Here is a 24,841-nt window from a genome sequence, read left to right as displayed (position 1 = left end):
CGTGAGGTTGAGATTGACCTGATCTTCATACGCCGCGTTCCCTGGGGAACGCGGCGTCTTTGTTTACGCCTTTCGACCGATAGGATGGCATTATGGAATCAGCGCGCGCTCGAGCGGTGCCACCAACCCATTTTCTGATCCTTGGCGGCGGAACCGCCGGATGGATGTCGGCGCTGTTGCTGCAGCGCGCGTTTCCGGCGTCCGCCATCACGCTGGTTGAATCCACCGAAATCGGCACAATCGGTGTGGGCGAGGGATCGACGCCGGCACTGCGAAGCTTCTTCGATGCGGTTGAGATCGCCGAACACCAATGGATGCCCGCCTGTGGCGCCACCTACAAATCAGGCATTCGATTCAATGACTGGTCGATAATTCAGGGGCATGAAAGTTACTTTCACCCGTTCTTTACCCAGTTCGACCGCGATCATGTCCGTGCGCTCGCGTTCAACGCCCAGTTACGACGCGGTGGCGTCGACGTTTATGCTCATCCGGATCTTTTCTGCTACTCCGCCTATCTTGCCGATCGCGCGCTTTGCCCGCTGCCGCCCCGTGCCTTCCCGTTCGAAGTTCAATATGGCTATCATTTTGACGCGGGGCGGCTGGGCGGATTCATGCGCGAGACTGCACTGGTTCGCGGGGTGGTATGCCGCGAGGGAACGGTCCGGCGCGTTCAGCGTGGTGAAAGCGGCGATGTTGCAGCGCTCGAACTGTCGGACGGCACAGTCATCTCAGCCGATTTCTTTCTAGATTGCAGTGGTTTCGCCTCGGTCATCACCCGGGGGGCGCTCGATGTCCCCAGTCTTTCATATAGCGATGCGCTCTTCAGTGATTCCGCAGTCACGCTTCCCCTGGACGGAGCTGGGCTGGCGTCCAGCCAGACGATCGCAACCGCGCTTTCCTCAGGCTGGATATGGCGCATTCCGCAGCAAGAACGGGTCGGCCATGGATATGTCTATAGCGCTGCGCATTGCACCGACGAGGAAGCCATTACCGAACTCGCAACACATCTCGGTGTGGCCTTGTCCAGCGCATCTCCACGTACGGTGCGCTTCAGAACCGGCCGGGCGCGCACGGTCTGGAACAACAACACGCTGGCGGTCGGGCTGTCGCAAGGGTTTCTCGAACCGCTCGAGGCGACCGCGCTGGCGCTTGTTCAACTGACGCTCGCCCGTTTCATCCGCTATTGGTGGGACGGGGAGGGGACTGCGCGATATGCTACGAAGCTCAACGACGAAATTGCGGATGCGTACGACAATGTGAAGGACTATCTTCACGCGCATTATCTCACTTCCAGTCGTGGCGACAGCGACTATTGGCAGGACTGCCGAGCAAACGGTGCCGCGATATCGCCGCGTCTGAAGGCGGTGTTCGAGGGATGGTTCAACGGCGGCGACATCGCACCTGTGCTCCGAGAGACCGGACTGAGCCGGCACTACAAGCTCAACTCCTGGCTCTATATGCTCAGCGGCATGGGCATCTATCCGCGTGGCGCGACGCTCAAGGGCGCCAGTTCGGAGCAATTGGCCAAGGTGCCGATGGCCTCCATTCAGGACTTTTTCGAACGTTGCGCGCTTAACCATCGTCCGCAGACGGAAGCGCTGGCGCGGTTGCAGGCGGGACTGCCCGCCCAAGACGGCCTGCCGACGGTCGATTCGGACGCTGCGCTAGACCAGCTACTTGGCCTCGATTTCGCGGCTGCGGCCTCGCGCATCTGATCGAAGGCTTAGCCGCGACCGAGCAAGGCGTGGATTGCGTCCTGATGGGATTGCGGGATGGCTGATGTCTCGGTGTCGATCGCTTGCGCAACATTCTTCAGAAACTGGAGCAGCCTTGGCATTTCCGCATGCGGAATGGCAAAACGCGGATAATCGAGCGCGAATCCTTGTCCGATTAACACCTGAAACCAGCTGTCATGTCCAAATAGCGAATGGTCCGGCAGATCGATCCATCCGGTCTGCGCGAACGTTTGCAACCTGGCATCGAGGGATGCAGGCCGTTCCGCGTCCCGCCGCCCGGCCCAGAACGGCTCGTCCCGCTGATTGATGACATAGTGAGCGGTCAAAAAATCGCGGATCTCATCGGTCTCGGCGCGCCACATGGCGTTGAAGCGATCACGTCCCCTTGGGTCTCCGGGTCTACCGAATAGAATCTGCTCCAAAAGCAGCGCATATTTCGAGATGAGATGGATGCTGGTCGATTCCAGCGGCTCCAGAAACCCAGCGGCTAGGCCCAGCGCAACGCAATTGGCCTGCCACGGGTCTGCAAGGCGGCCGGCGCGGAAGTCGATACGTCGCGGCTGGTTGATGGGTTCGCCCGCAACTTCGCTCATCAGCAGGTCGGCGGCCTCGTCATCACTCATATGGTTGGAGCTGTAGACGCAGCCGTTTCCGGTGCGCGATTGCAGTTGTATTTCCCAGCGCCAACCTGCCCGGTGGGCAACCGAGCGGGTATAGGGGTTGGGTGCACTTTTCCGCGCCGTCTGAACGGCAATAGCGCGATCGCAGGGAAGATAGGCGCGCCAGTCCTCGAACCTTCCGCCCAACGCTTTGTGGCTCAGCACGCCTGCGAGTCCGGAACAATCAACAAAAAAGTCCGCCTCGACCAACTCGCCGTCATCGGTTCGCAAGGCGGCGATGCCACATTCGCCGGTTTCCACGCCGACAATCTTGCTGGAGCGATGAACCGCCCCTTTGCGCAGCGCATTTGCGCGCAACTCGCGGGCTAGCAGTGCCGCGTCGAAATGCAGCGCGTAGCTTAGCTCACATAGCGGATAGTAAAGATGCGATGGGGCGTTCGCAGGGCGTTCAGCCACGCGCGCGAACCGGCCCTTTTGTGCCGCCATTACGGCAGGCGTGAACGCATCGAGTGTACGACCGGAGAAATACGCGGCGCCACCCAGCCATGCCGCGAAAAAATCATCCTCGCCCCACGACGTGCCAGTGGTGCCAAAACCGTGCATATATTTCTCGCCCGGCCGGGACCAGCCTTCAAACTGAATGCCATATTTGAACGTGGCCTGGGCCGCTTTCACCACCTCGCCGTCGGCCATGCCGATATGATGCAGCAAATCGTAAATGGTGGGGATGGTTGCTTCGCCAACGCCGATCGTCGGGATGTCCGCCGCGTCGACGACGGTCACCGTCACGCCATTCTCCGCCGACCGCTGCGCGAGGACGGCCGCGCAGGCCCATCCTGCCGTCCCGCCGCCAAGGACGAGGATATTGCTCACCTTTGGTACCATGCCCCCCCCCGTCTAGCGGCCGCTAGTGCGATGTTCTGTTCTCTGTCGACAATTTGTCGATAGCCGGAGGTCTTGTAAAGCGTCGCAACTAGCCTTTGGACCCGGGGCAGGGGCGGTGCTTGGGACGTCGCGCATGTAGGTGACGCCCAATTCGCTACCGCCCCGTCAGCTATTTGCGCCGGTAGTAGCGGACATAATCGACCTTCATGCTGGTCCCATCGATCTTATCCGTCACGGGTCCAGCTATTTCTTGATTAAGAATAGCCATGCTGAGCAGGATATTTACGGCGCTAAAGCAAACGTCGTTACGTTGGGTATGATACAACTTTCCATCAAGATACCATTTGAAGTAATCTTCCGACCACTCCAAGCCGTAGGTGTGATATTTGGTCGCATAGTCGGCGACCGTCGCGGCGTCGAACCGGTCGAGTTCGACCCATTTACTGCCATCCCAATATTCAAGGGTATAGTCCGTCATCAGGTTGCGATAGGTGCCACCGGCGCCCAGCCAGCCATTCATGATCTGGACTGCGCCAACCGTCTGCGCGTTGTCCCACTCGACCTCGATCCATTTTTGTCCGTGCTTGGATGAAACCCAGCGAGTTTCGAGACGGCCGTCGATGGCAAAATGCTCCTTTGATGGCAATTGATAGAAGGTGCCGACCGTCTTGATCCGTGCGCCTGGCGTACGGGCAAGGTTCAGGTGGGCCTCATCATGCCGTGCATCCGCGGGGGGGTAACCGCTGGAAGAGGGCGCCAGCACCCGGAACTCCTCGATGTGGATCGACGCGGGATTATCGGAGCGCAACCGAATCTTGCGGGTGGTGACGGGGGCCTTGAGCACGATTGAGTGGTCGCGCTTGCCGTGAAGCGTGTGGTGAAGCTGATTATCCAGATGCTGCTCGCGGCCATCGGGCGCGCGCCAAGTGTCGGTCCAATTGTGAATATTGGTGTTCATCACATTGGGATAATGACCCTCGTTTATGTCAATCTCACACGCCTTTTGTCCGGGCGGCGGGGCGATCTTGGGCCACAGCCAGAATGAACTATTGGTTCCATAGGCGGCGGCATATTTGTAGCGCGCCTCGTAATAGCCATATCCAAACGTCCGTTTCGACCAAATGCTGGCCGAGGACCATACGTGCGGGTCGGACGCCGATTTGCGGTTTTGCAGTTCCAGCACGCCGTTCTTCACCACCGCATTCTTGCGCCAGCGGCGGCCCTTAACCCATTCGCTCTCGAACTCGCCCTGCCGCGACACCCATGTCCGGTCAAGCTGTGCATCCGGATAGTCAAACTCGTCTGCCCAGGCGAGCTGCCACTCGGACAAGTCGAGCGGGGCGTCTCGATATGTGACCGGGTTGTCACGCATCGCGGCATAGCTGGCCAGGGCCGATCCGCCCGCTCTTTCGAGACCATCGGCATGCGCCGAATTCGGTCCGGCCCCGACTGCAAGCGCGAGCGCCGCACAGGATGCTAAGGACCTGATTGGAATTCTTGGCGGCAAGATCATGATTAACCCCTCTCGACGTGGTGATTATAGCAACAACGATAGCAGGAGTTGTTAAGTGTTGACAATAAGGCGTCGTGCGAGCCAAGCCGGTGCGGGAGAAATATATGATCGGTTTGATCGTCGGGCGAGATTGCCTGCGCGCGGTAATCGGCCTTGCACTTTGCGCCTCTTTTCCGGCGTTCGCCCAGGACAGCGATGTGGGAAAAAAGCGAAAACCCAATATCGTCCTGCTATTCGCCGACGACGCAGGCTATGGCGATTTCGGATTTCAGGGCAGTCGCACCATGCGCACCCCGCATCTCGACCAACTTGCACGCGAGGGCACTCGCTTTTCCCAGGCCTATGTCACGGATCCCACCTGCGGACCCTCTCGCGCCGGACTGCTTACCGGACGCTATCAGCAACACTTCGGCTTCGAAGAGAATAATGTTCCAGGCTATATGAGCCCGAACAGCAAGCTCGCCGGGGCGGAAATGGGTCTGCCGTTGACCGAGCGGACGATTGCCGATCACCTGCGCGCGCGGGGCTATCGGACCGGACTGCTTGGCAAATGGCATCAGGGCGATGCGGACCGATATCATCCACTCCGGCGTGGCTTTGACGAGTTTTACGGATTTCGCGGAGGCTCGCGTAGCTATTGGCCCTATACCGACTCCCGCCAGCCCCCGGCACCGCAGAACCGAATGGAACGGGGCTTCGGCGAATTCCGAGAGCATCGCGGGTATTTGACCGATGCGCTTGCGACAGAGGCCGTTTCGTTTATCCGCCGCAACCGGAACCGCCCGTTCTTTCTCTTGGTATCGTTCACTGCGGTGCATACGCCGATGGAGGCATTGCCCGAGGATCTGGCAGCGTTCCCCAATCTGACAGGCATCCGCAAGCTCGCGGCGGCGCAGATGCGAGCGCTCGATCGCGCAAGTGGCGCGATTCTGGCCGAACTGAATGCAAGCGGACTCGTTGAAAGCACTTTGGTCGTCTTCGCGAATGACAATGGAGGCGAAGTGCCGAACAACGGATCGGTCAACTATCCGCTGGCTGGCACCAAGGCGACCTTTTTGGAAGGCGGCGTACGTGTACCGATGCTGATGCGATGGCCGGGGCAGCTTCCGCCGGGATCGATATATGAGGCACCGGTCAGTACCCTCGACCTGCTACCGACCTTTGTTCACGTGGCAAGGTCAGATCCTGGCGCAATCGAGGATTTGGATGGCAAATCGCTGCTTCCCTACCTGCGCGGTGAGCGATCCGGTCGACCGCACCAGACACTGTTCTGGAAACGCGGCGCGCGTGCCGCCATCCGGGATGGCGACTGGAAGCTCGTCCGCCACGCCGATCGCCCTGCGGAGCTGTTCGACCTGAGCCGTGATGTCGGCGAGCAGAGCGATCTTGCCGGCAAGCACCCCGGGATCGTCCGCGCGCTGTTCAAGAAGCTCTTCGCATGGGAAACCGGACTTGAACGTCCGCTCTGGATGCTGCGCGGAGAGTATGACCGGTCCGATGTGCAATGGATGGACCGATACCGGGAGCCTTCGAAAGATTGGCGGGGTCTCTAGCCCGTGGTGAATATGGGCGCACCGACCAGGTGCGCCCATCCTACGACCGGGGGGGGCAGCGACCTATCGCGCGAGCCATCCTCCGTCGACGGCGAGGACATGGCCCTGAACATAGTTGGCTGCGGCCGACGACAGAAACACCGCCGCGCCGCCCAGGTCATCGGGAGCACCCCATCGCGCGGCGGGGATGCGTTCGAGAATCTGGCGATTGCGCACCTCATCGGCCTGCAACGCGGCCGTGTTGTTCGTCGCGATATAGCCTGGGGCGATGGCATTGACGTTGATGCCCTTTGCCGCCCATTCGTTCGCCAGCAGCTTGGTCAGTCCGGCGACGCCCGATTTGGACGCAGTATAGCTGGGAACGCGGATTCCGCCCTGAAAGCTGAGCATCGAGGCGATGTTGATGATCTTGCCGCCGCCCTGGGCGATCATCGGCCGGGCGGCTGCCTGACACAGGAAGAACATCGATTTCAGATTGGTGTCGATCACCGCGTCCCAGTCTGCTTCGGTAAAATCGATGCTGTCTGCGCGGCGGATGATGCCGGCGTTGTTGACCAAGATGTCAATTCGCCCAAGCTTCTCGATCGTCTCGTCGATCACGCGACCGATCGGTTCGATCGTCGACAGGTCGGCGGAGATCAACTCGGCTCGACGGCCCTGCTCGCGAACTAGGGCGGTGGTTTCGTCCGCCGGGGTTCTGCCGACGGCGGCGACATCGGCACCTGCCGCGGCCAGCGCAACTGCGATGCCCTGGCCAATGCCGGTGTTCGCGCCGGTGACGACCGCGACCTTGCCCGACAGATCAAACATTGCGGCGCTCATGCATCGCACTCCAGCAGCGTCTTCATGCCGGGATCCGGACTATCTAGCGTCTCGAACGCCGCCTGTACGTGATCGATCGGATGAACCGAGGTGATGAGCGCGTCGACATCGACCTTGCCGTTGGCGATCAATTCAATGGCCGTGTCGAAGTCGGCTGCTTCATATACCCTCGCGCCGACCAGTTCGAGTTCGCGCCAGAAGAACCGGAACAGATCGACCTGCGGCTTGGTCGAATGGATGGCGACCATGCAGATGCGAGCCCGCACGGCCGCGATTTCGGTCATGGCGCTAACTGTCGCTTGAACGCCGGCGACTTCGAACACGACTTCGGCGCCCTTGCTGCCCGTCCATTCCATGACATACTCGGCAAGATCACCGGCGGTCGGATCGAAAGTCGCGAACCCAGCGTCGGTGGCATAATTGCGGCGAACCGCGTTCGGTTCGGAAATCAGCACTTCAGCGCCGCGCGCCCGGGACACCAGCGCGATCAGCTGGCCGATTGGACCGCCGCCGAGAACCACGACCTTTTCACCCGCGGCCACACGCGCGCGGGCCGCGTCGTGGCATGCCACCGCCAAGGGTTCGACCAGCGCGCCGCGGCGAAGATCGACATTTTCAGGAAGCTTGTGCAGCGTGCGAGCCTTGACCGTCCAATAAGACTGGAGGGCGCCAGCCGTGTCGATTCCCATGAATTTGAGGTTGTGGCAGATATGCGAATGGCCTGCCGTGCAGGCCGGACACTTCCCACAATAGTCGAGCGGGCGCACCACTACGCGGTCGCCAACGGCAAACCCGTCGACATCCGTGCCAAGCGCCTCGATCACGCCCGACATTTCATGCCCGATGACACCTGGCGGGCAGACGCGGTGGTCCATATAGCCGTGGTAGACGTGCAGGTCGGTGCCGCACAGCCCGACATAGCCGACGCGAACCATAGCCTCGCCAGTTTCGGGCTGTACCTGCGTGCCCTCGGCCAGCTCGAAGCGGCCCTTCTCGATATAAACGGCGCTTTTGAGAGACATAACGCTTATCCGATCCTGTGGTTTTTCAATAGTTGGGTGTTGAAGGTGACGCCGGTTCCTGGCGTGTTGGGGGCGATGGTTTGGCCGAGTGCGATGGTGGTTGGGTTGGTGGTGTATGCGTCGATGGGGAAGGAGTGGATTTCGAGTGCCGCGGCATTGGGGATGGCGGCCATGAGCGAGACGTGGAGTTCGTGCATGCCGTGCGAGGCGACGGGTTTGCCGGCGGCGGCGGCGCGGCGGGCGACCTCGAGCCATGGGGTGATGCCGCCGATGTTGGAGGCGTCGGGCTGGAGGATGGCGATGGCGTCATGGGCGATGGCCTGGTCGAACTCGGCCGGCGTGCGCAGGTTTTCGCCCGAAGCGAGGGGGATGGGGGTGGCGGCGGCGACGCTGGCATAGGCGGCGAGGTCGTCATGGGCGACGGGTTCCTCGAACCAGGCGAGGTCCATGTCCTCGACGCCGCGGGCAAAGGTAATGGCGGCGTCGGCGTCCCAGCTATAGTTGGCGTCGGCCATGAGCGCGCGTTCAGGCCCGATCAGTTCGCGCACGGCGCGCACGCGGCGGATATCGGTTGCGATGTCGGGTCGGCCGACCTTGAGCTTGATGCCGCTGTGGCCGGCGTCGAACTCGGCGGCGACACGGGCAAGCAGCTGATCGTCGGAATAGCCAAGGTCGATGAGGCCGCGATAGCAGCGCACGGCAGGATCGGTGCCGCCAGCGACCTGCCAGAGCGGCTTGCCCAGTCGCTTGCAGCGAATGTCCCATAGCGCGATGTCGACAGCGGCAATGGCAAAGCCGCAGATGCCGCCAAGGCCCAGATAATGAAGCGTGGCGCGCATGCGCGCCGCTAGCGCCTCGAGGCTCTGCGCGTCACTGCCGTGGAGCAGCGGGGCGATGTCGTCGTGCAGCAGCGCGTGGATCGCGGTGCCGCCGGTCCCGCCGGTATAGGTATAGCCGACCCCCTCGATCCCATCGGCACAAATGATGCGACAGGTGACCAGCTCGAAATGGGTGTGCAGGCCGTGCCCCGCATCGACCAGCGCCTCGGCCAGCGGCACGCGGTAGAGCACCGGCTCGACCGCCACGATCCGCGCCGCACCGCCAGCTATCGCCAATCGCTCCCCGTCAATCGCGGTACCCGCGCTCTTCACCCCTACCATCCTCCCCAATTGTCAATTGTCGACTTATATGTCAATTGTCGACAACTGGCATGAGCTTATGTCGAAATCAAGGGCGGAGGCGTATTTGCTGCGGCGATCGTTGTTGAAGGGTTTGGCGGGATCGATGTTGGTCCCGGCGGTCGCGAGCAAGGCCCGCGCTTCCGAGCTGCGAATCGAGTGGCATGATCCTCGCCTCGCGCAATACCTTGCCCCGGGGGCTTCCATTGACGTGCTGGGCGAGGGGTTTCGCTGGGCCGAAGGACCGACATGGGACGCGCGTCGCGGGTGCCTTTATTTCTCCGACATTCCCGCCAACCGCATCTATCGCTGGAGTCCAAAGCGCGGCGTCGAGTTATGGCGTTCGCCGGCGGGTAGCGGCCAAGCGCAACGCGGTGTGATGCCCGGCACCAACGGCCTGTATTATGTAGCCTGGGACGACAGCCTCCTGATCTGCGATCAGGACTCCCGCTCCATCCTGAAATATCGATTTGCCGACGGACGAACGGAGCCATGGATTGCGTCAGGCACTGCGGGCGCGTTCAACAGTCCGAATGATCTAGCTCTCGCACCAGACGGCACCGCTTACTTTACCGATCCGACTGCGGGACTGACCGAAGGAGACGCCTCCTCGTTGCGCGAGCGCAGCTTCGCGGGAGTCTATCGCCGTCGCCTGGCCGGAGAGATTGAAGTGCTCGACGCCAGCCTGTCTTTCCCCAACGGAATCGCGCTCTCGCCCGATGGCCAGTTGCTCTACGTGTCGGTGTCAGACAAGACGGCGCCGCGCATCGTTTGCTATGAGCTGGGTCGGCGGGGCATGCTGCGCGGTGGGCTATTGTTCGATATGCGCAGTCTGCAGGCTGACGGCAGTCCTGGGATGCCCGATGGCATTGCGGTCGCGCGGGATGGAACGTTATTTGCCACTGCACCGGGCGGCGTTGCCATTCTTTCGCCCCAAGGCGAACTGTTCGGTCGCATTGCGACGGGCGTGCCGACGGGGAATTGCTGTTTCGATTCGCGCGGGCGACACCTCTTCGTCACTGCGAACGATCGTCTTCTGCGCGTGGCGCTGCGCGCCTGATCCAAATGCCGTCAGGTCAATTGTAGACAATTGACATATGGTGTTTGTGAGGCGACAAGCACGGAGAATTGATAGATCAAGGGGAGAGAATATGCGTGATCGCGCCCTGCGAATAATGCTCTGCGTTTCGGCTGCTGGCGTGGCATTGGCCCAGCCCGCCGTCGCGCACGAGCCGATTGTTCGGGTCCTCGAGGATTTCGAATCGTCCCGCCCGGTGGCGATGGAAACCGACCACGTTGCGACAAAGATTGTGGCATCGAATGGGGGCAGGGCCCTCAAGGTTGATTTCGAGCCCCGCGCTGAGGATGTCGTGACGTTCCGGCCGTCTTCGCCATGGGACTTTACGGGCATGGGCGATGTGAATCTCGCATTCGACATTCATAACCCGGCCCGGATTTCGACTCAGGTCTTCGTCGTCGTCACGGACACCGCGGGTGCGTCGCAGATGGGGATGACGATGATCCCGGCCGGTCAGACGATCACTGCCTATGCCGTGCTTTCCGGTTTTGAGGCGATGGTCAATAGCGGCATGCGCGAAGTGCCGCCCGGTTGGGCGAGCAATGAGGCCAAGATGTTCTGGCGCACGGGTACCAAGGCTCTCGATCTCTCCCGCATTGCCAGTATCACGATCAAGACTCAGTCGTTGACGACTCCCCGAAGCCTGATCTTCGACAATTTGCGGGTGCGCCGCAACCCGCCCACAGATCCTTTCTTCATCACCGATATCGTGGATCGGTTCGGTCAAGCCGCGAAGCTGGACTATCCGATCAAGATCCATTCCGAAGGCGAACTCAAGGCGGCCGCCCAAAAGGAGCTAGCCGAGCTTGCGACGTCGAAAGGGCCACCCGACCGCTCGCGCTTCGGTGGCTGGGCGAGCGGACCCAAGCTTCGCGGCACGGGCTATTTCAGGACTGAGAAGGTCAAGGACAAATGGTGGCTGGTCGACCCCGAGGGACACCTGTTCTTCTCGAGCGGCATCGCCAATGTGCGGATGGCGAACCTCGAAACGGTGACCGGCTACGACTTCACCGATCCATCCGTGCGCAAAATCGATCCCGAAGAGCTGACACCCGAGGACTCGCGGGACTTCGCGCCTGTCGCGCCCGGTGTGCGCGCCACGCGATTTCTTGCGTCTCCCATCCGGCGGCAGATGTTCAAATGGCTCCCATCCTATGAAGAGCCGCTCGGCAAGCATTACGGCTATCGGCGCACCTTCCACCAAGGGCCGCTCGAACATGGCGAGATCTACAGCTTTTATGGTGCCAATCTCGAACGTCGCTACGGTGAAGGCTATATGGCGACCTGGCGCCAGGTGACCCTCGACCGGATGAAGGATTGGGGGATGACGTCGTTCGGGAACTGGATTGACCCGATGTACTACGACAATCAGAAAATGCCGTATTTCGCCAATGGCTGGATCATCGGCAAGTTCAAGACCCTTTCATCGGGTTTCGATTACTGGTCGCCACTGCCGGATGTCTATGATCCCGAATTCAAGCGGCGTGCCCGCCTGACCATCGAGCAAATCGACCGCGAAGTGAAGAAATCGCCCTGGTGCGTCGGTGTGTTCGTGGACAACGAAAAGAGCTGGGGCCGGATCGACACCGACCGCAACCGTTATGCGGTAGTACTGAACGCTTTGGCGAAGACCGCTGCAGATAGCCCGGCCAAGGCGCGCTTCGCGGAAATGCTGCGTAGCAAATATAAAACGATCGATGCGCTGAACGCTGCATGGAGGACGCAGTTCTCCTCATGGGGATCGTTCGGCGCCGGCGCTTCGGTGCCCGATGTCGCATCTGCGACGGCGGACTTGTCCTGGCTGTTCACCGACTATGCAGAAACCTATTTCCGGACCGTGCGGGACGAGATCAAGCGAGTGATGCCCAATCATATGTACATGGGCGTACGGATGGCCGAGTGGGGCATGCCGGAAGAGGTGACCAAGGCGGCGATCAAATATTCGGACGTGCTCAGCTACAACGTCTATCGGGAGGATTTTCACGAAGACACGTGGGGCTTCCTCAAAAAGCTCGACCGGCCCACGATCATCGGCGAGTTTCACATCGGCTCGACGTCCGATACTGGGCTGTACCATCCCGGACTGGTGGTCGCGAGCGACCAGACGGACCGGGGGCGCATCTATGAGCAATATATGAATTCGATCCTCGCCAATCCGGTGATGGTCGGGGCTCATTGGTTCCAATATGTCGACGATCCGGTGACAGGGCGAGCCTATGATGGCGAGAATTACAATGTCGGTTGGGTGACCAACACCGACATGCCCTATCCTGAGATGGTCGCCGCTGGAAAGCGGTTCAACACCGACCTCTACAGCCGCCGCTACGGGAATTGAACATGGCAGGACCGATCACGACTGGGGTCGCACCGACCGGTTCCAGCATCGACACCAACCGCCGGGCCTTGTTTCTCGCCATCATGGTTTGTTTCGGCGGGTTCGTATTCGGTCTCGACGCAGCACTTGTGTCGGGCACGAAAACCTATGTCATGCGCGATCTTGGTGCGGACGCCATTGGCTTTGGCTATGCAGTAAGCGCGCCGGGTCTTGGCGTGGTATTCGCGCTCATGATCACGGGATTTGTGTGCGACCGCCTTGGCCGCCGCAAGACGCTTCTAATCATCGGCTGGCTGTACCTGATATCGGCGGTGGGCGCGATTTTCTCCCAGACGCTCTGGCAGTTGGTGGCATTCAGGTTTCTTGGCGGACTCGCCTTCGCGTCGTTGTCGGTGTCCTCGATGTATGTCGGCGAAATCGCGCCGCCGGCCAAGCGCGGATTGCTGGTCGCGGTAAATCAGCTTAATATCGTCGTCGGCCTTTTCGCCGCATATCTCGCCAATTACTTCATTCAGGGCTGGGTCGCGAGCGGTTCGAGCATCGCGGTGGCAACCGGGATGGATCGCTATACCTGGCAATGGATGTTGGGGGTGCAGATCCCGCCCTCGATCCTGTGGATCCTATTCCTGCACAGGATCCCGGAAAGTCCGCGCTGGTTGCTTCTCAAGGGCCGCCGAGCGGAAGCTGCGTGTGTAATGCGCGGTCTGGTGCCGGCGGGAGAGGCCGAACGATCTGTTGTCGAAATCGACGTGATGATCCAGACGGAACTCGCGCAAAACTCCGGGCAGCAAGAGAGCTCTTGGCAGAGCCTGGCGCGTATGTTCTCGCCTACGATTATCCGCGCGACGATCATCGGTCTCATCATCGCGGCGGTCCAGCCTACCACGGGCATCAACGCGATCATGTTCTACGCGCCCTATGTCATCGAGCAGTCGGGCGTCGGCGCTGACGCGTCGTTTCTGGTGCCGGTCGTGAACGGGGTATTCAGCATCATCGCAACTTCGCTCGCGCTGGTCTTCATCGATCGCATAGGTCGTCGGACCATCCTTCTAGGGGGGCTCGCAATCGCGGCGGTAAGCCTGCTTGCCTGCTCGCTGTCCTTTGCGTCGGCGACCTATCGAATCGATACGCAGCAGGTCGCGCAATTGCCTGCCGAGATCGACCGCGCAGCATTGGCGCCGCTTGTCGGCGTGACGTTCGACAACGACGTTGCGTTGAAGGATGCATTGAACGGTGCGCTTGGGAAGTCAGTGGCGCAAACGCATGAAGCCGAACTGCTGAAGGCGGCGACATCGATCAATTTGTGGGTCGTGCTGATCGGCATTGCCGCGTTCGTTGCGGCGTTCCAATTTTCGATCGGTCCGATCATGTGGGTCATTCTAGCGGAGATATTCCCGACCGGGGTACGCGGTGTCGCCATCCCCGCTTGCGCGTTGCTTACCGCACTGATCAACTATTTCGTGCAGCAGCTCTTTCCCTGGCAACTCGTCAATTTCGGGGCCGCCTCGGTATTTGGAACCTATGCCCTGTGCGTGGCGCTTGGCTTTGCCGCGCTGTGGCGCATGCTGCCCGAAACAAAAGGGCGAACCATCGAGGACATCGCCGCGAACCTTGCCACAAGAAAGGCTGCCTCGTGAAACGTTCCACTGCCCTTCAAGACAAGATCGTTGTTCTCACCGGCGGGGGTGCCGGAATCGGCTGGGGCATCGCCCAGGCATGTTGCGCGCAGGGCGCCACGGTGTTCTTCGGACAGCGCAGCGCGGAAGGTGAAAGCAAGGCGGCCGAACTGGAAGCGCGGGGCGGACGGGCAGCGTTCTGTCAGCTTGACGTCGCCGACCCGCAAAGCATCGTCGCGTTCGCCAATGCGGCGCGGGAGCGGTATGGCCGGGTTGATGCACTGATCAACAATGCGGGCATCACAATCGAAGGCGATTTCCTCAGCTTTCCTCTCAATGATCTCGACCGGCTTTGGGCGACTAATGTCCGCTCCATCTTCCTGCTTGCTCAGGCGGTAGCGCCCATGATGCAGTCGGGTTCTTCGATCCTCAACATTTCGTCCAACCATTCGGCGGCCAGCGTCGCTGGCTATGAGATGTATGCCGCCACCAAGGGCGGCATTTCTGCGATGACGCGCGCGATGTGCTGGAGCCTCGGGCAACGGGGTATTCGTGTGAACACGCTTAGCCCTGGTCTGACGCGGACTGAGGCTGTGCAAAAAGTAATCGATGGTACGCCCGATCTCGAGCGGGGCTTTAACGCGATGCACGCCGACAATCGGTTCGCAACGGTCGATGAAATCGGCGCCGTTGCGGCGTTTCTCGTATCCGATGGGGCGGCAGCGATCAACGGCGCGGACCTAATCGCCGATCACGGCATGGCGGTGCAGCTATGCCGCACTGATGAGCTCAAGTGAGGGTCACTGGGTAATGAAAATCACCGGGATCACTGCCTATCCCGTCTGGGCGGGCTATCGCAACATCTGCCTCGTAAAGGTGGAAACGGACGCGGAACTGACAGGTTGGGGGGAATCGGGGCTGTCCGGTCGCGAGCAGGCCGTCGCGGCGATGGTCGGACATTTCGCCCAATTCCTGATCGGCCGGGACGCGAGGCAAATCGGTGCCTTGTGGCAGGAAATGTATCGCGGACAGTATTTTGAGGGCGGGCGGACGATCACGGCCGCGATTTCCGCGATCGATATCGCGTTGTGGGACATTGCGGGGAAGGCGCATAGCGTTCCGGTCCATCAGTTGCTGGGGGGTGCCCAGCGAGAGCATATCCCGTGTTTTATCACCAGCACAGCGCTACATGATGATCGGCTGATCGAGGACGCCCGGGCGCTGCGGGACGCTGGTTGGGACTGTATCCGCGCGACAGTCGGGGATGCGGGCACAGCACAGACCTATGACCCGCGCAAAGCGCTCGCCCGTGCCGCATCAGTCCTGACCGAACTGCGCGCCGAGCTCGGCGGTGACGTCGCACTCGGAATCGATTTTCATCATCGCTTGCAGGTTGCCGAGGCCGCGTCGTTCTGCCAGCGCATGCCGGCTGGGACCCTCGATTTTCTCGAAGAGCCAATTCGGCAACAATCGCCCAGCGCCTATCGGACCCTACGATCGATGTGCGACGTGCCCTTCGCGGTAGGCGAGGAGTTCGCTTCGAAATGGGATTTTGCGCCTTATCTTGAATCCGGACTAACCAATTTTGCCCGGATCGACATCTGCAACGTCGGCGGGTTCACCGAGGCGATGAAGATCGCGGCCCTGGCTGAGCTCCACTATATTGATGTGATGCCGCACGATCCACTTGGACCGGTGTGCACCGCGGCAACGATTCAGATGTGCGCGGCGATCCCGAACCTTTCCTGGTGCGAGGTTGATCCTTACGGAGTCGACACATCGGCTTACGACCGCCTGTTTCCGGTGCGGCCTCGGCTGGAAGGCACGGTATTTCGGCTTCCCGAGCGACCGGGCCTCGGCATTGAGGTCGACGAGGATGCCCTCGCAGCTGCGACATTCGCCTATTGGGAACCGCCCCGGCGCTACAAACCCGATGGCTCTTACACCAATTGGTGATTTCGCGGATGAAGCGCAGGCGAGCTATTCTGGCTGCGGTGTTCGTGACGGTCGTGATCAATTATCTCGATCGAACCAACATCGCGGTGGCGGCAATCGAACTGGAGCGCGATCTCCAGCTCGACAAGGTTGAGCTCGGTCTCATATTCTCGGCATTCGCCTGGACATATTCGCTGCTGCAAATACCAGGCGGACTCCTTGCTGATCGCATTTCGCCGCGCATTCTCTACCCGGTGCTGCTTGCGGGCTGGTCGCTGGCGACGATCGCGCAAGGGTTTGTGGGATCGGTTTTCGCGCTGGTCCTTTGTCGCGCCCTTGTCGGCTTGCTTGAAGCGCCTTCCTTTCCAATCAACAATCGCGTCGTAACTAGCTGGTTTCCCGAAAGCGAGCGAGCCGGCGCCATAGCGACTTATACATCCGGTCAATATCTGGGTCTTGCCGCCTTGGCCCCGCTGTTATTCATCTTTCAGGGACTGTTCGGATGGCAGGCTCTATTCATCGCGTGCGGGTTGGTGGGCCTTGGCTGGGCGGCGATCTGGTATCGGATTTATCGCGATCCGCTCGATGACCCTAGCTTGTCTTCTGCGGAGCTTGAAGAGCTCCGGTCGGGGCACGCCTTGCTTTCGTGGAAGGGCGGCAGCCGGCCTGCGTTCTGGAACAGTCTTGCGGATCTTCGCATCGGCTTTGCGAGCCGGCAGCTCTGGGGCCTCTATATCGGTCAGTTCTGTATCGGCAGCGTCTCGATCTTCTTTCTGACTTGGTTTCCGTCCTATCTCGTTTCCAGTCGCGGGATTGCACTGCGCGATGCAGGTTGGATGGCGGCAATGCCATTCATTGCGGCGATGGGCGGTGTGTTGCTCGCCGGCGTGCTTTCCGATCAGCTCGTTCGGCGAGGCGTTTCGGTGAACTTTGCGCGGAAGACGCCTGTCGTGGCTGGGATGCTGTTGGCATGCACTATCCCGCTCGCGGCATGGGTTCGCAACGACACGATCGCGATCACGATCATGGCCTTGGCTTTCTTTGGCAATGGCATGGCGTCGATTGCGTGGGTCTTTGTGTCGCTAATGGCGCCCCGCGATCATATTGGCCTGATCGGCGGTATCTTCAACTTCTCCGGGGGGCTCTCGGCTGTCGTGACCCCGCTCGCAATCGGCTTGCTGATCCGGGGGCAGAATTTCACATTCGCACTGATCTACATCGCTGCGGTCGCTCTGCTTGGCATGGCATCGTACATTTGGCTGGTCGGTCGTGTCGAACGCATCCCCCAGACGGCGGCCGCGCGGGTCCGGGGGCGGGGAGGGAAGCTAGATGGCGCATGTTGAGGTCATGGGTATTCGGCAGCAGATCGCCGACCGGTTGCGGACCGATATCATTGCAGGGTTATTGGCACCTAATGAGAAGGTGACCGAAGAGGCGCTTGCCCAGCGCTTTGGCGTCTCGCGCGGGCCAATCCGCGACGTTCTGCTCGAACTGTCGAAAGAAGGTATGTTGGTCATGCGGGCCAACCGAGACACGCGCGTCAACGACGTGGCCTCACCGGATATCCAGGCGATCCTGATCAAGATGCGTCTCGAGATCGAGACGTTCGCATTGCGACGGGTCGCGAGCGATCCATCGCCCGAGTTCGTTGCGCGTCTCGAGGCCGCCCTCGACGAGCTCTCGATCCAGCTTCATTCCGGCGACTTCATGGAAGTCACTAGGGCCGACATCGCCTTTCACCGCCTGATCGTCCATGAAGCGGGCGGTGAGGATCTAACAAACCTCTGGCGGCCGATCATCATGCGCATGCGGATGAATTATCAACGGCTCTCGTCTCCCGATCAGTCAATTGCAGAACACCGCGAAATCGTTGCCGCCATTCGCCAGGGGCGTGGTGGCGCGGCGGCTGTCGCGCTCAAAGCGAATATTCGCTAGCGCGCCAGAACCACTCGCGAAGATCATTATCATTGGCGGCGGCACCGCCGGCTGGATCACCGCAGGAACGCTCGCCGCGCGCTTTCGCAAGGACGATGCGCGACCGCTTTAGATCACGGTGATCGAGTCTCCGAACGTTCCGATTATAGGCGTGGGAGAGGGCTTTGCCGACGATTCGGCGCACGCTGCGAGCGATGGGCATTCGCGAAACGGATTTCCTGACCCACTGTAGCGCGTCGTTCAAGCAGGACGCCAAGTTCGTGAGCTGGGCAAATGGTTCGTCCACCGATGCCTATTATCATCCGCTGATCCTGCCTCAGGATTACTACGAAGACAATGTCGCTCGCCACTGGCTGGAGGAAAAGGGGGCCCGGCCGTTCGCAAATGCGGTCTGTCCTCAAGAAGCGCTATGCGAGGCAGGGCGCGCGCCCAAGTCGATCACCACCGCTGAATATGAGGCGATCGCCAATTACGCATACCATCTGGACGCAGGCGCATTCTCTGAACTCCTGAAGGATCATCGTACGCGCGTCCTTGGGGTCCAGCACATCGCAGCCGGTGTCAATGCAATCGAGGCGGCTGACAATGGCAATATCGCGGCTGTGGTGACCGCGCAGGCGGGCAATGTCGCGGGCGACCATTTTCATCGATTGCACAGGCTTTCGTGCTTTGCTGCTCGGCCAGCATCTGGGCGTGCCATTTCGATCCTGCCGCGACATTCTGTTCGCCGACCGAGCGCTGGCGGTGCAGGTTCCTTATCCAAGGCCCGACAGCCCGATCGTCCCGCACACCCTCTCCACCGCACAGCGAGCGGGGTGGATTTGGGACATCGGCTTGCAATCCCGCCGTGGTGTCGGACATGTCTATAGCGGCGCGCATCTGGATGATGATCAGGCAGAAGCCGATTTGCGCGACTATGTCCGCTCGATCGGAGGCGATGCTGACGCGCTTGTGCCGTGCAAGATCGCGTTCGAGGCGGGCCATCGCGAGCGCTTTTGGGAGCGAAATTGTATGGCGGTCGGCCTATCCGCCGGTTTCCTCGAGCCGCTCGAGGCGTCAGCGATCTTGCTGGTCGAGATCGCGGCCCAGTTCCTTGCTGATCAGATGTCAGCGACCCGTCAGGCCATGGATGTTATCGCTCGCCGCTATAATTCGACCTTCACCTATCGCTGGGAAAGGATCATCGACTTCCTCAAGCTTCATTACATTCTCAGCACCCACGAGGAGCAATTCTGGGTTGATAACCGGGATCCCGGGTCCATCCCACACAGACTTGCCGAACTCATTGAGCCCTGGCGCGAGCAGCCGCCCTGGCATGATGATTTCGACCGTGCGGTCGAAGTCTTCCCTGCTGCCAGCTATCAGTATGTGCCGTACGGGATGGGATTTGAAACCCGCGTGCCGCCGCGAGGGTCGTCAGCAGTGAGCCGTGCGCGCGCGGCCGACTCATTCACGCGCAATCAGCGCCAGGTCGAAACGATGACCAGCCAGTTACCGAGCACCCGCGAACTCCTCGACAAGATCACGCGATTTGGCCTGCAGCCAGGCTAGGTGTTTGATCCCATGCTTTGATGGTGCATTATCCACGGCTGAGTGGAAGGAGGCATTATGGGCCAGGTTCTACATGGGAGCGCCCGGACGACAGAGGCAGTCCGTCGAGCAATACAGCATAGTGAAGAGAGTCTGAGGGCGCTGGCCAAGCGCTACGGCGTGAACCCCAAGACGATCGCCAAGTGGAAGAAGCGCACCTTCTGCGCCGATCTCCCAACGGGTCCGAAGGACCCAAGATCAACCTCGCTGTCGATCGAGGAAGAGGCGGTCGTAGTCGCGTTCCGGCGTCACACGCTGTTGCCGCTGGACGACTGTCTCTACGCGCTACAGGCGACGATCCCGCACCTGACGCGCTCGTCGCTGCATCGCTGTCTTCAGCGCTACGGCATCAGCCGGTTGCCCGACGTCGAGGGCGACAAACCGGCCAAGCGCAAGTTCAAGCCATACCCGATCGGCTACTTCCATATCGACATCGCCGAGGTCAGGACCGCCGAAGGCAAGCTTCATCTCTATGTCGGCATCGACCGCACGAGCAAGTTCGCGTTCATCCAGCTCGTGAAGTCCGCGAACCGGGTGACGGCGTCAGCCTTCCTCGAAGCGCTGATCGAGGCCGTACCCTACAAGATCCACACCGTGCTGACCGATAACGGCATCCAGTTCACCTTCCCACCGCGCTACGCCGATGGCCCCACCGCCCGCTACATCACGCACATGTTCGACATGCGATGCGAGGAAAACGGCATCGAGCACCGACTCACCAAGATCAAGCATCCTTGGACCAACGGGCAGGTCGAACGGATGAACCGGACCATCAAGGAAGCCACCGTCAAGCGCTACCACTACGACACGCACCGGCAGCTCGAGACGCACCTCACCGACTTCATCGGTGCCTACAACTACGCCCGCCGGCTCAAGACGCTGCGCGGCCTCACACCATACGAGTTCATCTGCAAAGCCTGGGCCGACGACCCCCAGCGCTTCACCGTCAACCCGCACCACCAATCAACGGGACCAAACAATTTGTTTGGAGCGCATTTGCTGATTACTTCGCAGGCGAATCTGGCTCGCCTCGCAAATGTGCGCCCGGCCGGTTGACGGATGCTGTCGCGCGCGCCGATCCGTCGAGAAGCCCTTTTGTTTCATCTATGCCAGCGCATCGGCGCGAAACATGATACTGGCTGTCATGCCTTCGCCCCGAGCCAACTCGACGAGACCATGGTGTTCGGCGCGATTATGTGCGTCCGGCAGATGGGATTGTGGCTCCAGGCAAAACACGTCGAGGGAGGGATTGGCGTAGAACATCAGCCAGTTGAGATTGGGCGAGGCGGACATTGTTACCCGCAGACCTCGCTCGGGATAGATTATTTCCAATTCCCCTTGCCAGCCCTCATAGACATTGTTGCGCCAGCTCTCAGGGACTGCCGCCCTTGCCGCAAAGTCCAACTCGACAGGCACGGAAACGGGGTCGGTCGGGATGCCACCGGGGCCTTCCAGCCAGAATCGTCGCGCGGAGAAGCGAAGCATGCTTCCCTTGCCGCGCAGGAACCAGGGATGGAAGCCGAACCCGAACGGCAGGGGCGTGGCGCAGAGGCTCGTCACGCCCAGCGTTATGTGAAGGCCATGCTCGTTTAGGGTGAAGTCTTGACGAGCGCGATAGGCAAGCGGTCCGCAGGTCGACACCAATTGCAGCCTCGCCTGCGTAGGGGTGGCACTGTCGAGTTTCCACTCACTCAGCCAGGCGTCGCCATGCACTGCATGGGGTTCTCCCGGATGGGGCAAAAGTTCGTGCTCTCGTCCGCGCCAATTGAAGGCAGCGTGGGCGACACGCCCGCCAAAGGGCACCATGGGAAACATACCGACGCTTCCGGGGTCGCATCTCCGTACGGGAGCAACGCAAGACTGCACCAGATCCTCGCCCTGCCAGGTCAGCCGACCGAGGCTGCCGCCATCGGCGGGGTAGATCTCGGCCTGATAATCAGCCGCGCTCAGTTGTACTGGTTCAGACCTCAACTCGCGGCATACCCTTCTTGCTAACGCGCACCGCGGAGCCGCTCGGGAAGAAAGTCCCCGGATGCGGTGTCGATGGCAGTGCGCCGCGCCAATTAGGCCTCAGCATCGCCACGGGCCAGCGCGCTCTTCAGGGCTTCCACATAACCGATCGCATGGGCGCGGACAGCGTCAGGCGTTGAACCAGGCCTATACAGTCCCGATCCCAACCCGAAACCGCACGCTCCTGCATGCAACCACGGTAACATATTATCCGGCTGTATCCCGCCGACCGGCAGAACGGCGACATCGGCGGGCAGGACTGCGCGCAACGCCTTAAGCCAGGCTGGCGAGCTCCCTTCGGCGGGAAACAGTTTGAGCGCCGTGGCCCCTGCATCGATCGCACCGAAGGCTTCACTTGCCGTCGCGACGCCGGGGAGGCTGGCGATCCGCTTCGCGACACAGGCTTTGATGACTTCTGTGTTCATATTGGGGCTGACCGCGACCGTCCCGCCGGCATCGGCCAGGCGCGCAACATCATCAACCGACAGGACAGTCCCGGCGCCGATGGCGGCGTGCGATCCGCACGCTTCGCTCAAGCGGGCAATACTGTCGAAGGGTCTGGGCGAATTGAGGGGAACTTCGATCAGTGTGATTCCCGCGTCGATCAACGCCGCACCAATCTCGATTGCTTCCTTGGGTTGGACGCCACGCAGAATTGCGATGAGCGGCATGCGATTGAACGCGTCTTCGAAACGGATCATTGTGCCAGTTCCCAGATTTTGATCGCGCCTGCCGCAAAGGCTGCGTGGCTATCGACCATGACGACCGTACCGCCGCACTGCTCGATCGCGCGCGCATAGAGTAGCCCAAGCGTCTCGTCGGCCAGCAAATGGACATTGCGGCCGGCGCCATGAGCCGCGCAGTCCGCACCGATCAGGAGACCACTGGCATAAGACGGCGCATGGGCATCGTCGCGCAGGCCGAGAATTCCGGCAGCGCGGATGCCGAACAGCCGCGCGAGCAGATCGCCTGACCTTGCGTCCTCCACGCCTTCGATAAAGGCGGCGTCATCCGTCACATCGCCGGTAAGCTGGGTGGCGAGCAGCGAGTGGTTGCGGAGCAGGGCAAATAGCTCACCAGGCATGGCGGTGATGAAACGGTCGATCTGACCTTCGCTGATCTCCGCCCACTTGCAGTGTGTGCCGGGCTGACAGAGCAAGGCTCCGGAAGGTGCCATCCCGGCGGCCGCCGCGCCGAGCAGCTGCAATTCCTCGCCGCGCATCACATCCCCGTGCTTCCCGTCATGCCAGGATATGCCGGGCACGATCCAGATTCGGTCGCCGACAGCATATAGCGCACGGGCAATGTTCTGGAGGTCGCACGGTGCCGGGACGTAGCTGGCTTCATGCCACCCCCGGTTCGATCCGACCATGCCGCCCAGAAGCACGGGATAATCCCCATACCGCGCGCGCATGGTCTCAATCAGGGCCGGATAGTCGTCGCGCCCAAGCGCTCCTATACCCAGCGCGTCGCGCTCGGTGTGGGCGACAACACCATTGTCGATCACATAGGTGCGCCGATTGGTCGTTCCCCAGTCGACGGCGATCAGATGCCCCATCGCGGAGCTCAATAGCCCAGATAGACGGTGCGTTTCTGCAGGTAGTTTTCAAGCCCATAAGGGCCATCCTCACCGCCGATGCCGCTACGCTTGTGCCCGTTGTGATAGCCGTGGAACGAGCCGGAAATGCCCTTGTTGACGAACACTGTGCCGGTTTCGAGACGGTCGATGAAATGGTTTATCCGGCTGCTGTCGCGGGTCCAGACATAAGCTGACAGGCCATCGTTGCGCCCATTGGCGAGCGCGATTGCCTGGTCAGCGTCGTCGATCTGCATAATCGGCAAGACAGGGCCGAAAATTTCCTCGCGGATTAGCGGAAGCGAAGCGTCCCCACAGGCGAGCACGGTCGGCTGGAACCAATTACCGTCCTCAAGTCCCTCAGGCGCTCCCTGCTCGCCGCCGGCGAGCAGCTCTGCGCCGGCGGCGACCGCGCTTTCGACCATATGCTGGACGCGGTCGCGCGCAGCGCGAGTGGCAAGCGGTCCCATGTCGGGGTTGTCCATGGGATTGCCAGTTCGAATTGCGTGAACCTTTTCAAGCAGCTTCGCTGTGAACCGGTCGGCGACGGACGCTTCCACCATTACGGTTTCGTTGCAGATGCAAACCTGTCCGCTGTTGGCGAAACGGGCGATCGCCGCCGCCTCCGCAGCCTTTTCAACATCCGCGTCGGCCATCACAATGAAGGGCGCCTTGCCCCCCAGTTCGAGGCAAAGTCCCGCCAGATTATCAGCGGCAAGGCGGGCGACACGCTGTCCTGCGGCGATGCTGCCGGTCAGCGTAATAACCCGTGTCTTTGGGCTAGCGACCAGCGGCGCGCCGACATTGGCGCCATCGCCCGTGACCATGTTGATGACGCCGGCCGGAATGCCGACTTCTTCGACCAGGCGGCAGAATTCGGCAGCCGTCACCGGCGTCGCCTCATGCGGTTTGAGGACAACGGTGTTGCCGGTTACCAGCGCCGGACCAAGCTTTCGTCCGATCAGGGCGAGTGGGTAATTATAGGCGCAGATTGCGACGCACACGCCATATGGGACCTTGAAGGTCATCAATCGCTCGCCCGGCGCGTCGGCAGGCCAGATGTCGCCGCGCAGCCAGCGTGCGGATTGGGCGGCATAGCGCATATAGCCGATCGTATCGGTCACTTCGCCATGCGCCTCACGCAGTGTTTTGCCCTGTTCGCGAACCAGCAGCCGCGCGAAATGATCGCGTTGTTCCTCGAGCTTCAGATTTAGCGCTTCGAGATAGACGGCGCGTTGCATCGGCGTCAGCGCCTGCCAGGCCGGCTGCGCGCGGGTTGCCGCGTCGAGCGCCGCATCGCAATCGGCGACCGAGCAGGCGGGAACTTCGGCCCAGGGGTGGTTGCTGGCCGGATCGAGCACCTGCATCCATTCGCCGGAAGACCCATCGGTCCAGCGTCCGTCGATAAAGCAGCGATATCGGTCGAGAACGGTCATG

General features: G+C 61.0%; 20 protein-coding genes and 1 pseudogene. 12 read left to right on the top strand and 9 right to left on the bottom strand.

Annotated elements, in window-relative coordinates:
* Positions 1 to 92 precede the first annotated feature (92 nt).
* The gene (locus ACRYLO_RS12995) at positions 93 to 1,715 is read left to right on the top strand and encodes a tryptophan halogenase family protein (RefSeq protein ID WP_482660545.1); all 1,623 of its coding nucleotides are present in this window, start codon (positions 93 to 95) and stop codon (positions 1,713 to 1,715) included.
* A gap of 8 nt (positions 1,716 to 1,723) precedes the next feature.
* On the opposite strand, the gene ACRYLO_RS12990 is transcribed toward ACRYLO_RS12995, so the two are convergent.
* The gene (locus tag ACRYLO_RS12990; RefSeq protein WP_482660544.1) at positions 1,724 to 3,229 is read right to left on the bottom strand and encodes a tryptophan halogenase family protein; all 1,506 of its coding nucleotides are present in this window, start codon (positions 3,227 to 3,229) and stop codon (positions 1,724 to 1,726) included.
* A gap of 181 nt (positions 3,230 to 3,410) precedes the next feature.
* Positions 3,411 to 4,754, bottom strand: coding sequence for a glycoside hydrolase family 16 protein (locus ACRYLO_RS12985; protein WP_482660543.1), 1,344 nt, complete (start codon positions 4,752 to 4,754; stop codon positions 3,411 to 3,413).
* A gap of 104 nt (positions 4,755 to 4,858) precedes the next feature.
* Between ACRYLO_RS12985 and ACRYLO_RS12980 the strand changes: the two genes are divergently transcribed.
* Positions 4,859 to 6,307: a sulfatase-like hydrolase/transferase gene (locus ACRYLO_RS12980; RefSeq protein WP_482660542.1), complete on the top strand. Its 1,449-nt coding sequence runs from the start codon at positions 4,859 to 4,861 to the stop codon at positions 6,305 to 6,307.
* Between the two features lie 63 nt (positions 6,308 to 6,370).
* Here the strand turns inward: ACRYLO_RS12980 and kduD are convergent, their stop codons facing one another.
* The 3 genes from kduD to ACRYLO_RS12965 form a co-directional block, all read right to left on the bottom strand.
* Positions 6,371 to 7,129 (bottom strand): 2-dehydro-3-deoxy-D-gluconate 5-dehydrogenase KduD, encoded by a 759-nt coding sequence (gene kduD / locus ACRYLO_RS12975; RefSeq protein WP_482660541.1) that lies wholly within the window; start codon positions 7,127 to 7,129, stop codon positions 6,371 to 6,373.
* Positions 7,126 to 8,064 (bottom strand): zinc-dependent alcohol dehydrogenase, encoded by a 939-nt coding sequence (locus ACRYLO_RS12970; protein ID WP_482660540.1) that lies wholly within the window; start codon positions 8,062 to 8,064, stop codon positions 7,126 to 7,128. Before ACRYLO_RS12970 ends, kduD begins: the two co-directional genes overlap by 4 nt.
* 92 nt (positions 8,065 to 8,156) lie before the next feature.
* Entirely contained in the window at positions 8,157 to 9,311 is a 1,155-nt protein-coding gene (locus ACRYLO_RS12965; protein WP_482660539.1) for a mandelate racemase/muconate lactonizing enzyme family protein, read from the bottom strand.
* A 28-nt stretch (positions 9,312 to 9,339) separates the two neighbouring features.
* On the opposite strand from ACRYLO_RS12965, the gene ACRYLO_RS12960 reads away from it, so the two are divergent.
* The 10 genes and pseudogenes from ACRYLO_RS12960 (at position 9,340) to ACRYLO_RS12915 (ending at position 20,874) form a co-directional block, all read left to right on the top strand.
* On the top strand, positions 9,340 to 10,389 hold the full coding sequence (locus ACRYLO_RS12960; protein ID WP_482660538.1) for an SMP-30/gluconolactonase/LRE family protein: 1,050 nt from the start codon (positions 9,340 to 9,342) through the stop codon (positions 10,387 to 10,389).
* A 37-nt stretch (positions 10,390 to 10,426) separates the two neighbouring features.
* Positions 10,427 to 12,742 (top strand): beta-galactosidase, encoded by a 2,316-nt coding sequence (locus ACRYLO_RS12955; protein WP_482660537.1) that lies wholly within the window; start codon positions 10,427 to 10,429, stop codon positions 12,740 to 12,742.
* Positions 12,743 to 12,744: 2 nt separating this feature from the next.
* Positions 12,745 to 14,379, top strand: coding sequence for an MFS transporter (locus ACRYLO_RS12950; RefSeq protein WP_482660536.1), 1,635 nt, complete (start codon positions 12,745 to 12,747; stop codon positions 14,377 to 14,379).
* Positions 14,376 to 15,155 carry an SDR family oxidoreductase gene (locus ACRYLO_RS12945; protein ID WP_482660535.1) on the top strand — a complete coding sequence of 260 codons (780 nt, stop codon included), beginning with the start codon at positions 14,376 to 14,378 and terminating at the stop codon, positions 15,153 to 15,155. The genes ACRYLO_RS12950 and ACRYLO_RS12945 overlap by 4 nt, the downstream gene beginning before the upstream one ends.
* On the top strand, positions 15,142 to 16,314 hold the full coding sequence (locus tag ACRYLO_RS12940) for a mandelate racemase/muconate lactonizing enzyme family protein (RefSeq protein WP_482660534.1): 1,173 nt from the start codon (positions 15,142 to 15,144) through the stop codon (positions 16,312 to 16,314). Before ACRYLO_RS12945 ends, ACRYLO_RS12940 begins: the two co-directional genes overlap by 14 nt.
* An 8-nt stretch (positions 16,315 to 16,322) precedes the next feature.
* Positions 16,323 to 17,636, top strand: coding sequence for an MFS transporter (locus ACRYLO_RS12935; protein WP_482660533.1), 1,314 nt, complete (start codon positions 16,323 to 16,325; stop codon positions 17,634 to 17,636).
* On the top strand, positions 17,623 to 18,228 hold the full coding sequence (locus ACRYLO_RS12930) for a GntR family transcriptional regulator (RefSeq protein ID WP_482660532.1): 606 nt from the start codon (positions 17,623 to 17,625) through the stop codon (positions 18,226 to 18,228). Before ACRYLO_RS12935 ends, ACRYLO_RS12930 begins: the two co-directional genes overlap by 14 nt.
* Before the next feature lie 194 nt (positions 18,229 to 18,422).
* Positions 18,423 to 18,809 (top strand): annotated as a pseudogene (locus ACRYLO_RS12925) (tryptophan 7-halogenase); the annotation flags it as partial.
* A gap of 43 nt (positions 18,810 to 18,852) precedes the next feature.
* Positions 18,853 to 19,779, top strand: coding sequence for a tryptophan 7-halogenase (locus tag ACRYLO_RS12920; RefSeq protein ID WP_482660531.1), 927 nt, complete (start codon positions 18,853 to 18,855; stop codon positions 19,777 to 19,779).
* 57 nt (positions 19,780 to 19,836) lie between these two features.
* The gene (locus tag ACRYLO_RS12915) at positions 19,837 to 20,874 is read left to right on the top strand and encodes an IS481 family transposase (protein ID WP_482660530.1); all 1,038 of its coding nucleotides are present in this window, start codon (positions 19,837 to 19,839) and stop codon (positions 20,872 to 20,874) included.
* Positions 20,875 to 20,922: 48 nt separating this feature from the next.
* Here the strand turns inward: ACRYLO_RS12915 and ACRYLO_RS12910 are convergent, their stop codons facing one another.
* The 4 genes from ACRYLO_RS12910 to ACRYLO_RS12895 all read right to left on the bottom strand — a co-directional run bounded on the left by ACRYLO_RS12910 (position 20,923) and on the right by ACRYLO_RS12895 (position 24,840).
* Positions 20,923 to 21,633 (bottom strand): aldose 1-epimerase, encoded by a 711-nt coding sequence (locus ACRYLO_RS12910; RefSeq protein ID WP_482660529.1) that lies wholly within the window; start codon positions 21,631 to 21,633, stop codon positions 20,923 to 20,925.
* 248 nt (positions 21,634 to 21,881) lie between these two features.
* On the bottom strand, positions 21,882 to 22,529 hold the full coding sequence (locus ACRYLO_RS12905) for a 2-dehydro-3-deoxy-6-phosphogalactonate aldolase (RefSeq protein WP_482660528.1): 648 nt from the start codon (positions 22,527 to 22,529) through the stop codon (positions 21,882 to 21,884).
* Complete coding sequence (locus ACRYLO_RS12900) at positions 22,526 to 23,386, bottom strand: 2-dehydro-3-deoxygalactonokinase (protein ID WP_482660527.1); 861 nt, start codon at positions 23,384 to 23,386, stop codon at positions 22,526 to 22,528. Before ACRYLO_RS12900 ends, ACRYLO_RS12905 begins: the two co-directional genes overlap by 4 nt.
* An 8-nt stretch (positions 23,387 to 23,394) precedes the next feature.
* Positions 23,395 to 24,840, bottom strand: a complete 1,446-nt coding sequence (locus ACRYLO_RS12895; RefSeq protein ID WP_482660526.1) for an aldehyde dehydrogenase family protein — start codon at positions 24,838 to 24,840, stop codon at positions 23,395 to 23,397.
* Position 24,841 lies beyond the last annotated feature (1 nt).

The organism is Sphingomonas sp. SDUR79, assembly GCF_056821745.1.
The sequence above is the reverse complement of the archived record's forward strand: the minus strand, read 5'-3'. Positions and strand labels throughout refer to the sequence as shown.

What these genes read in the sequence shown, in the direction of transcription:
- ACRYLO_RS12995 (WP_482660545.1), top strand. Translation starts at nt 93, where the DNA reads ATGGAATCAGCGCGCGCTCGAGCGGTGCCACCAACCCATTTTCTGATC.
- ACRYLO_RS12985 (WP_482660543.1), bottom strand. Translation starts at nt 4,754, where the DNA reads ATGATCTTGCCGCCAAGAATTCCAATCAGGTCCTTAGCATCCTGTGCG.
- ACRYLO_RS12980 (WP_482660542.1), top strand. Translation starts at nt 4,859, where the DNA reads ATGATCGGTTTGATCGTCGGGCGAGATTGCCTGCGCGCGGTAATCGGC.
- kduD (WP_482660541.1), bottom strand. Translation starts at nt 7,129, where the DNA reads ATGAGCGCCGCAATGTTTGATCTGTCGGGCAAGGTCGCGGTCGTCACC.
- ACRYLO_RS12970 (WP_482660540.1), bottom strand. Translation starts at nt 8,064, where the DNA reads ATGGTTCGCGTCGGCTATGTCGGGCTGTGCGGCACCGACCTGCACGTC.
- ACRYLO_RS12965 (WP_482660539.1), bottom strand. Translation starts at nt 9,311, where the DNA reads ATGGTAGGGGTGAAGAGCGCGGGTACCGCGATTGACGGGGAGCGATTG.
- ACRYLO_RS12960 (WP_482660538.1), top strand. Translation starts at nt 9,340, where the DNA reads ATGTCAATTGTCGACAACTGGCATGAGCTTATGTCGAAATCAAGGGCG.
- ACRYLO_RS12955 (WP_482660537.1), top strand. Translation starts at nt 10,427, where the DNA reads ATGGTGTTTGTGAGGCGACAAGCACGGAGAATTGATAGATCAAGGGGA.
- ACRYLO_RS12950 (WP_482660536.1), top strand. Translation starts at nt 12,745, where the DNA reads ATGGCAGGACCGATCACGACTGGGGTCGCACCGACCGGTTCCAGCATC.
- ACRYLO_RS12940 (WP_482660534.1), top strand. Translation starts at nt 15,142, where the DNA reads ATGAGCTCAAGTGAGGGTCACTGGGTAATGAAAATCACCGGGATCACT.
- ACRYLO_RS12935 (WP_482660533.1), top strand. Translation starts at nt 16,323, where the DNA reads ATGAAGCGCAGGCGAGCTATTCTGGCTGCGGTGTTCGTGACGGTCGTG.
- ACRYLO_RS12930 (WP_482660532.1), top strand. Translation starts at nt 17,623, where the DNA reads ATGGCGCATGTTGAGGTCATGGGTATTCGGCAGCAGATCGCCGACCGG.
- ACRYLO_RS12920 (WP_482660531.1), top strand. Translation starts at nt 18,853, where the DNA reads ATGTCGCGGGCGACCATTTTCATCGATTGCACAGGCTTTCGTGCTTTG.
- ACRYLO_RS12915 (WP_482660530.1), top strand. Translation starts at nt 19,837, where the DNA reads ATGGGCCAGGTTCTACATGGGAGCGCCCGGACGACAGAGGCAGTCCGT.
- ACRYLO_RS12910 (WP_482660529.1), bottom strand. Translation starts at nt 21,633, where the DNA reads ATGTTTCCCATGGTGCCCTTTGGCGGGCGTGTCGCCCACGCTGCCTTC.
- ACRYLO_RS12905 (WP_482660528.1), bottom strand. Translation starts at nt 22,529, where the DNA reads ATGATCCGTTTCGAAGACGCGTTCAATCGCATGCCGCTCATCGCAATT.
- ACRYLO_RS12900 (WP_482660527.1), bottom strand. Translation starts at nt 23,386, where the DNA reads ATGGGGCATCTGATCGCCGTCGACTGGGGAACGACCAATCGGCGCACC.
- ACRYLO_RS12895 (WP_482660526.1), bottom strand. Translation starts at nt 24,840, where the DNA reads ATGACCGTTCTCGACCGATATCGCTGCTTTATCGACGGACGCTGGACC.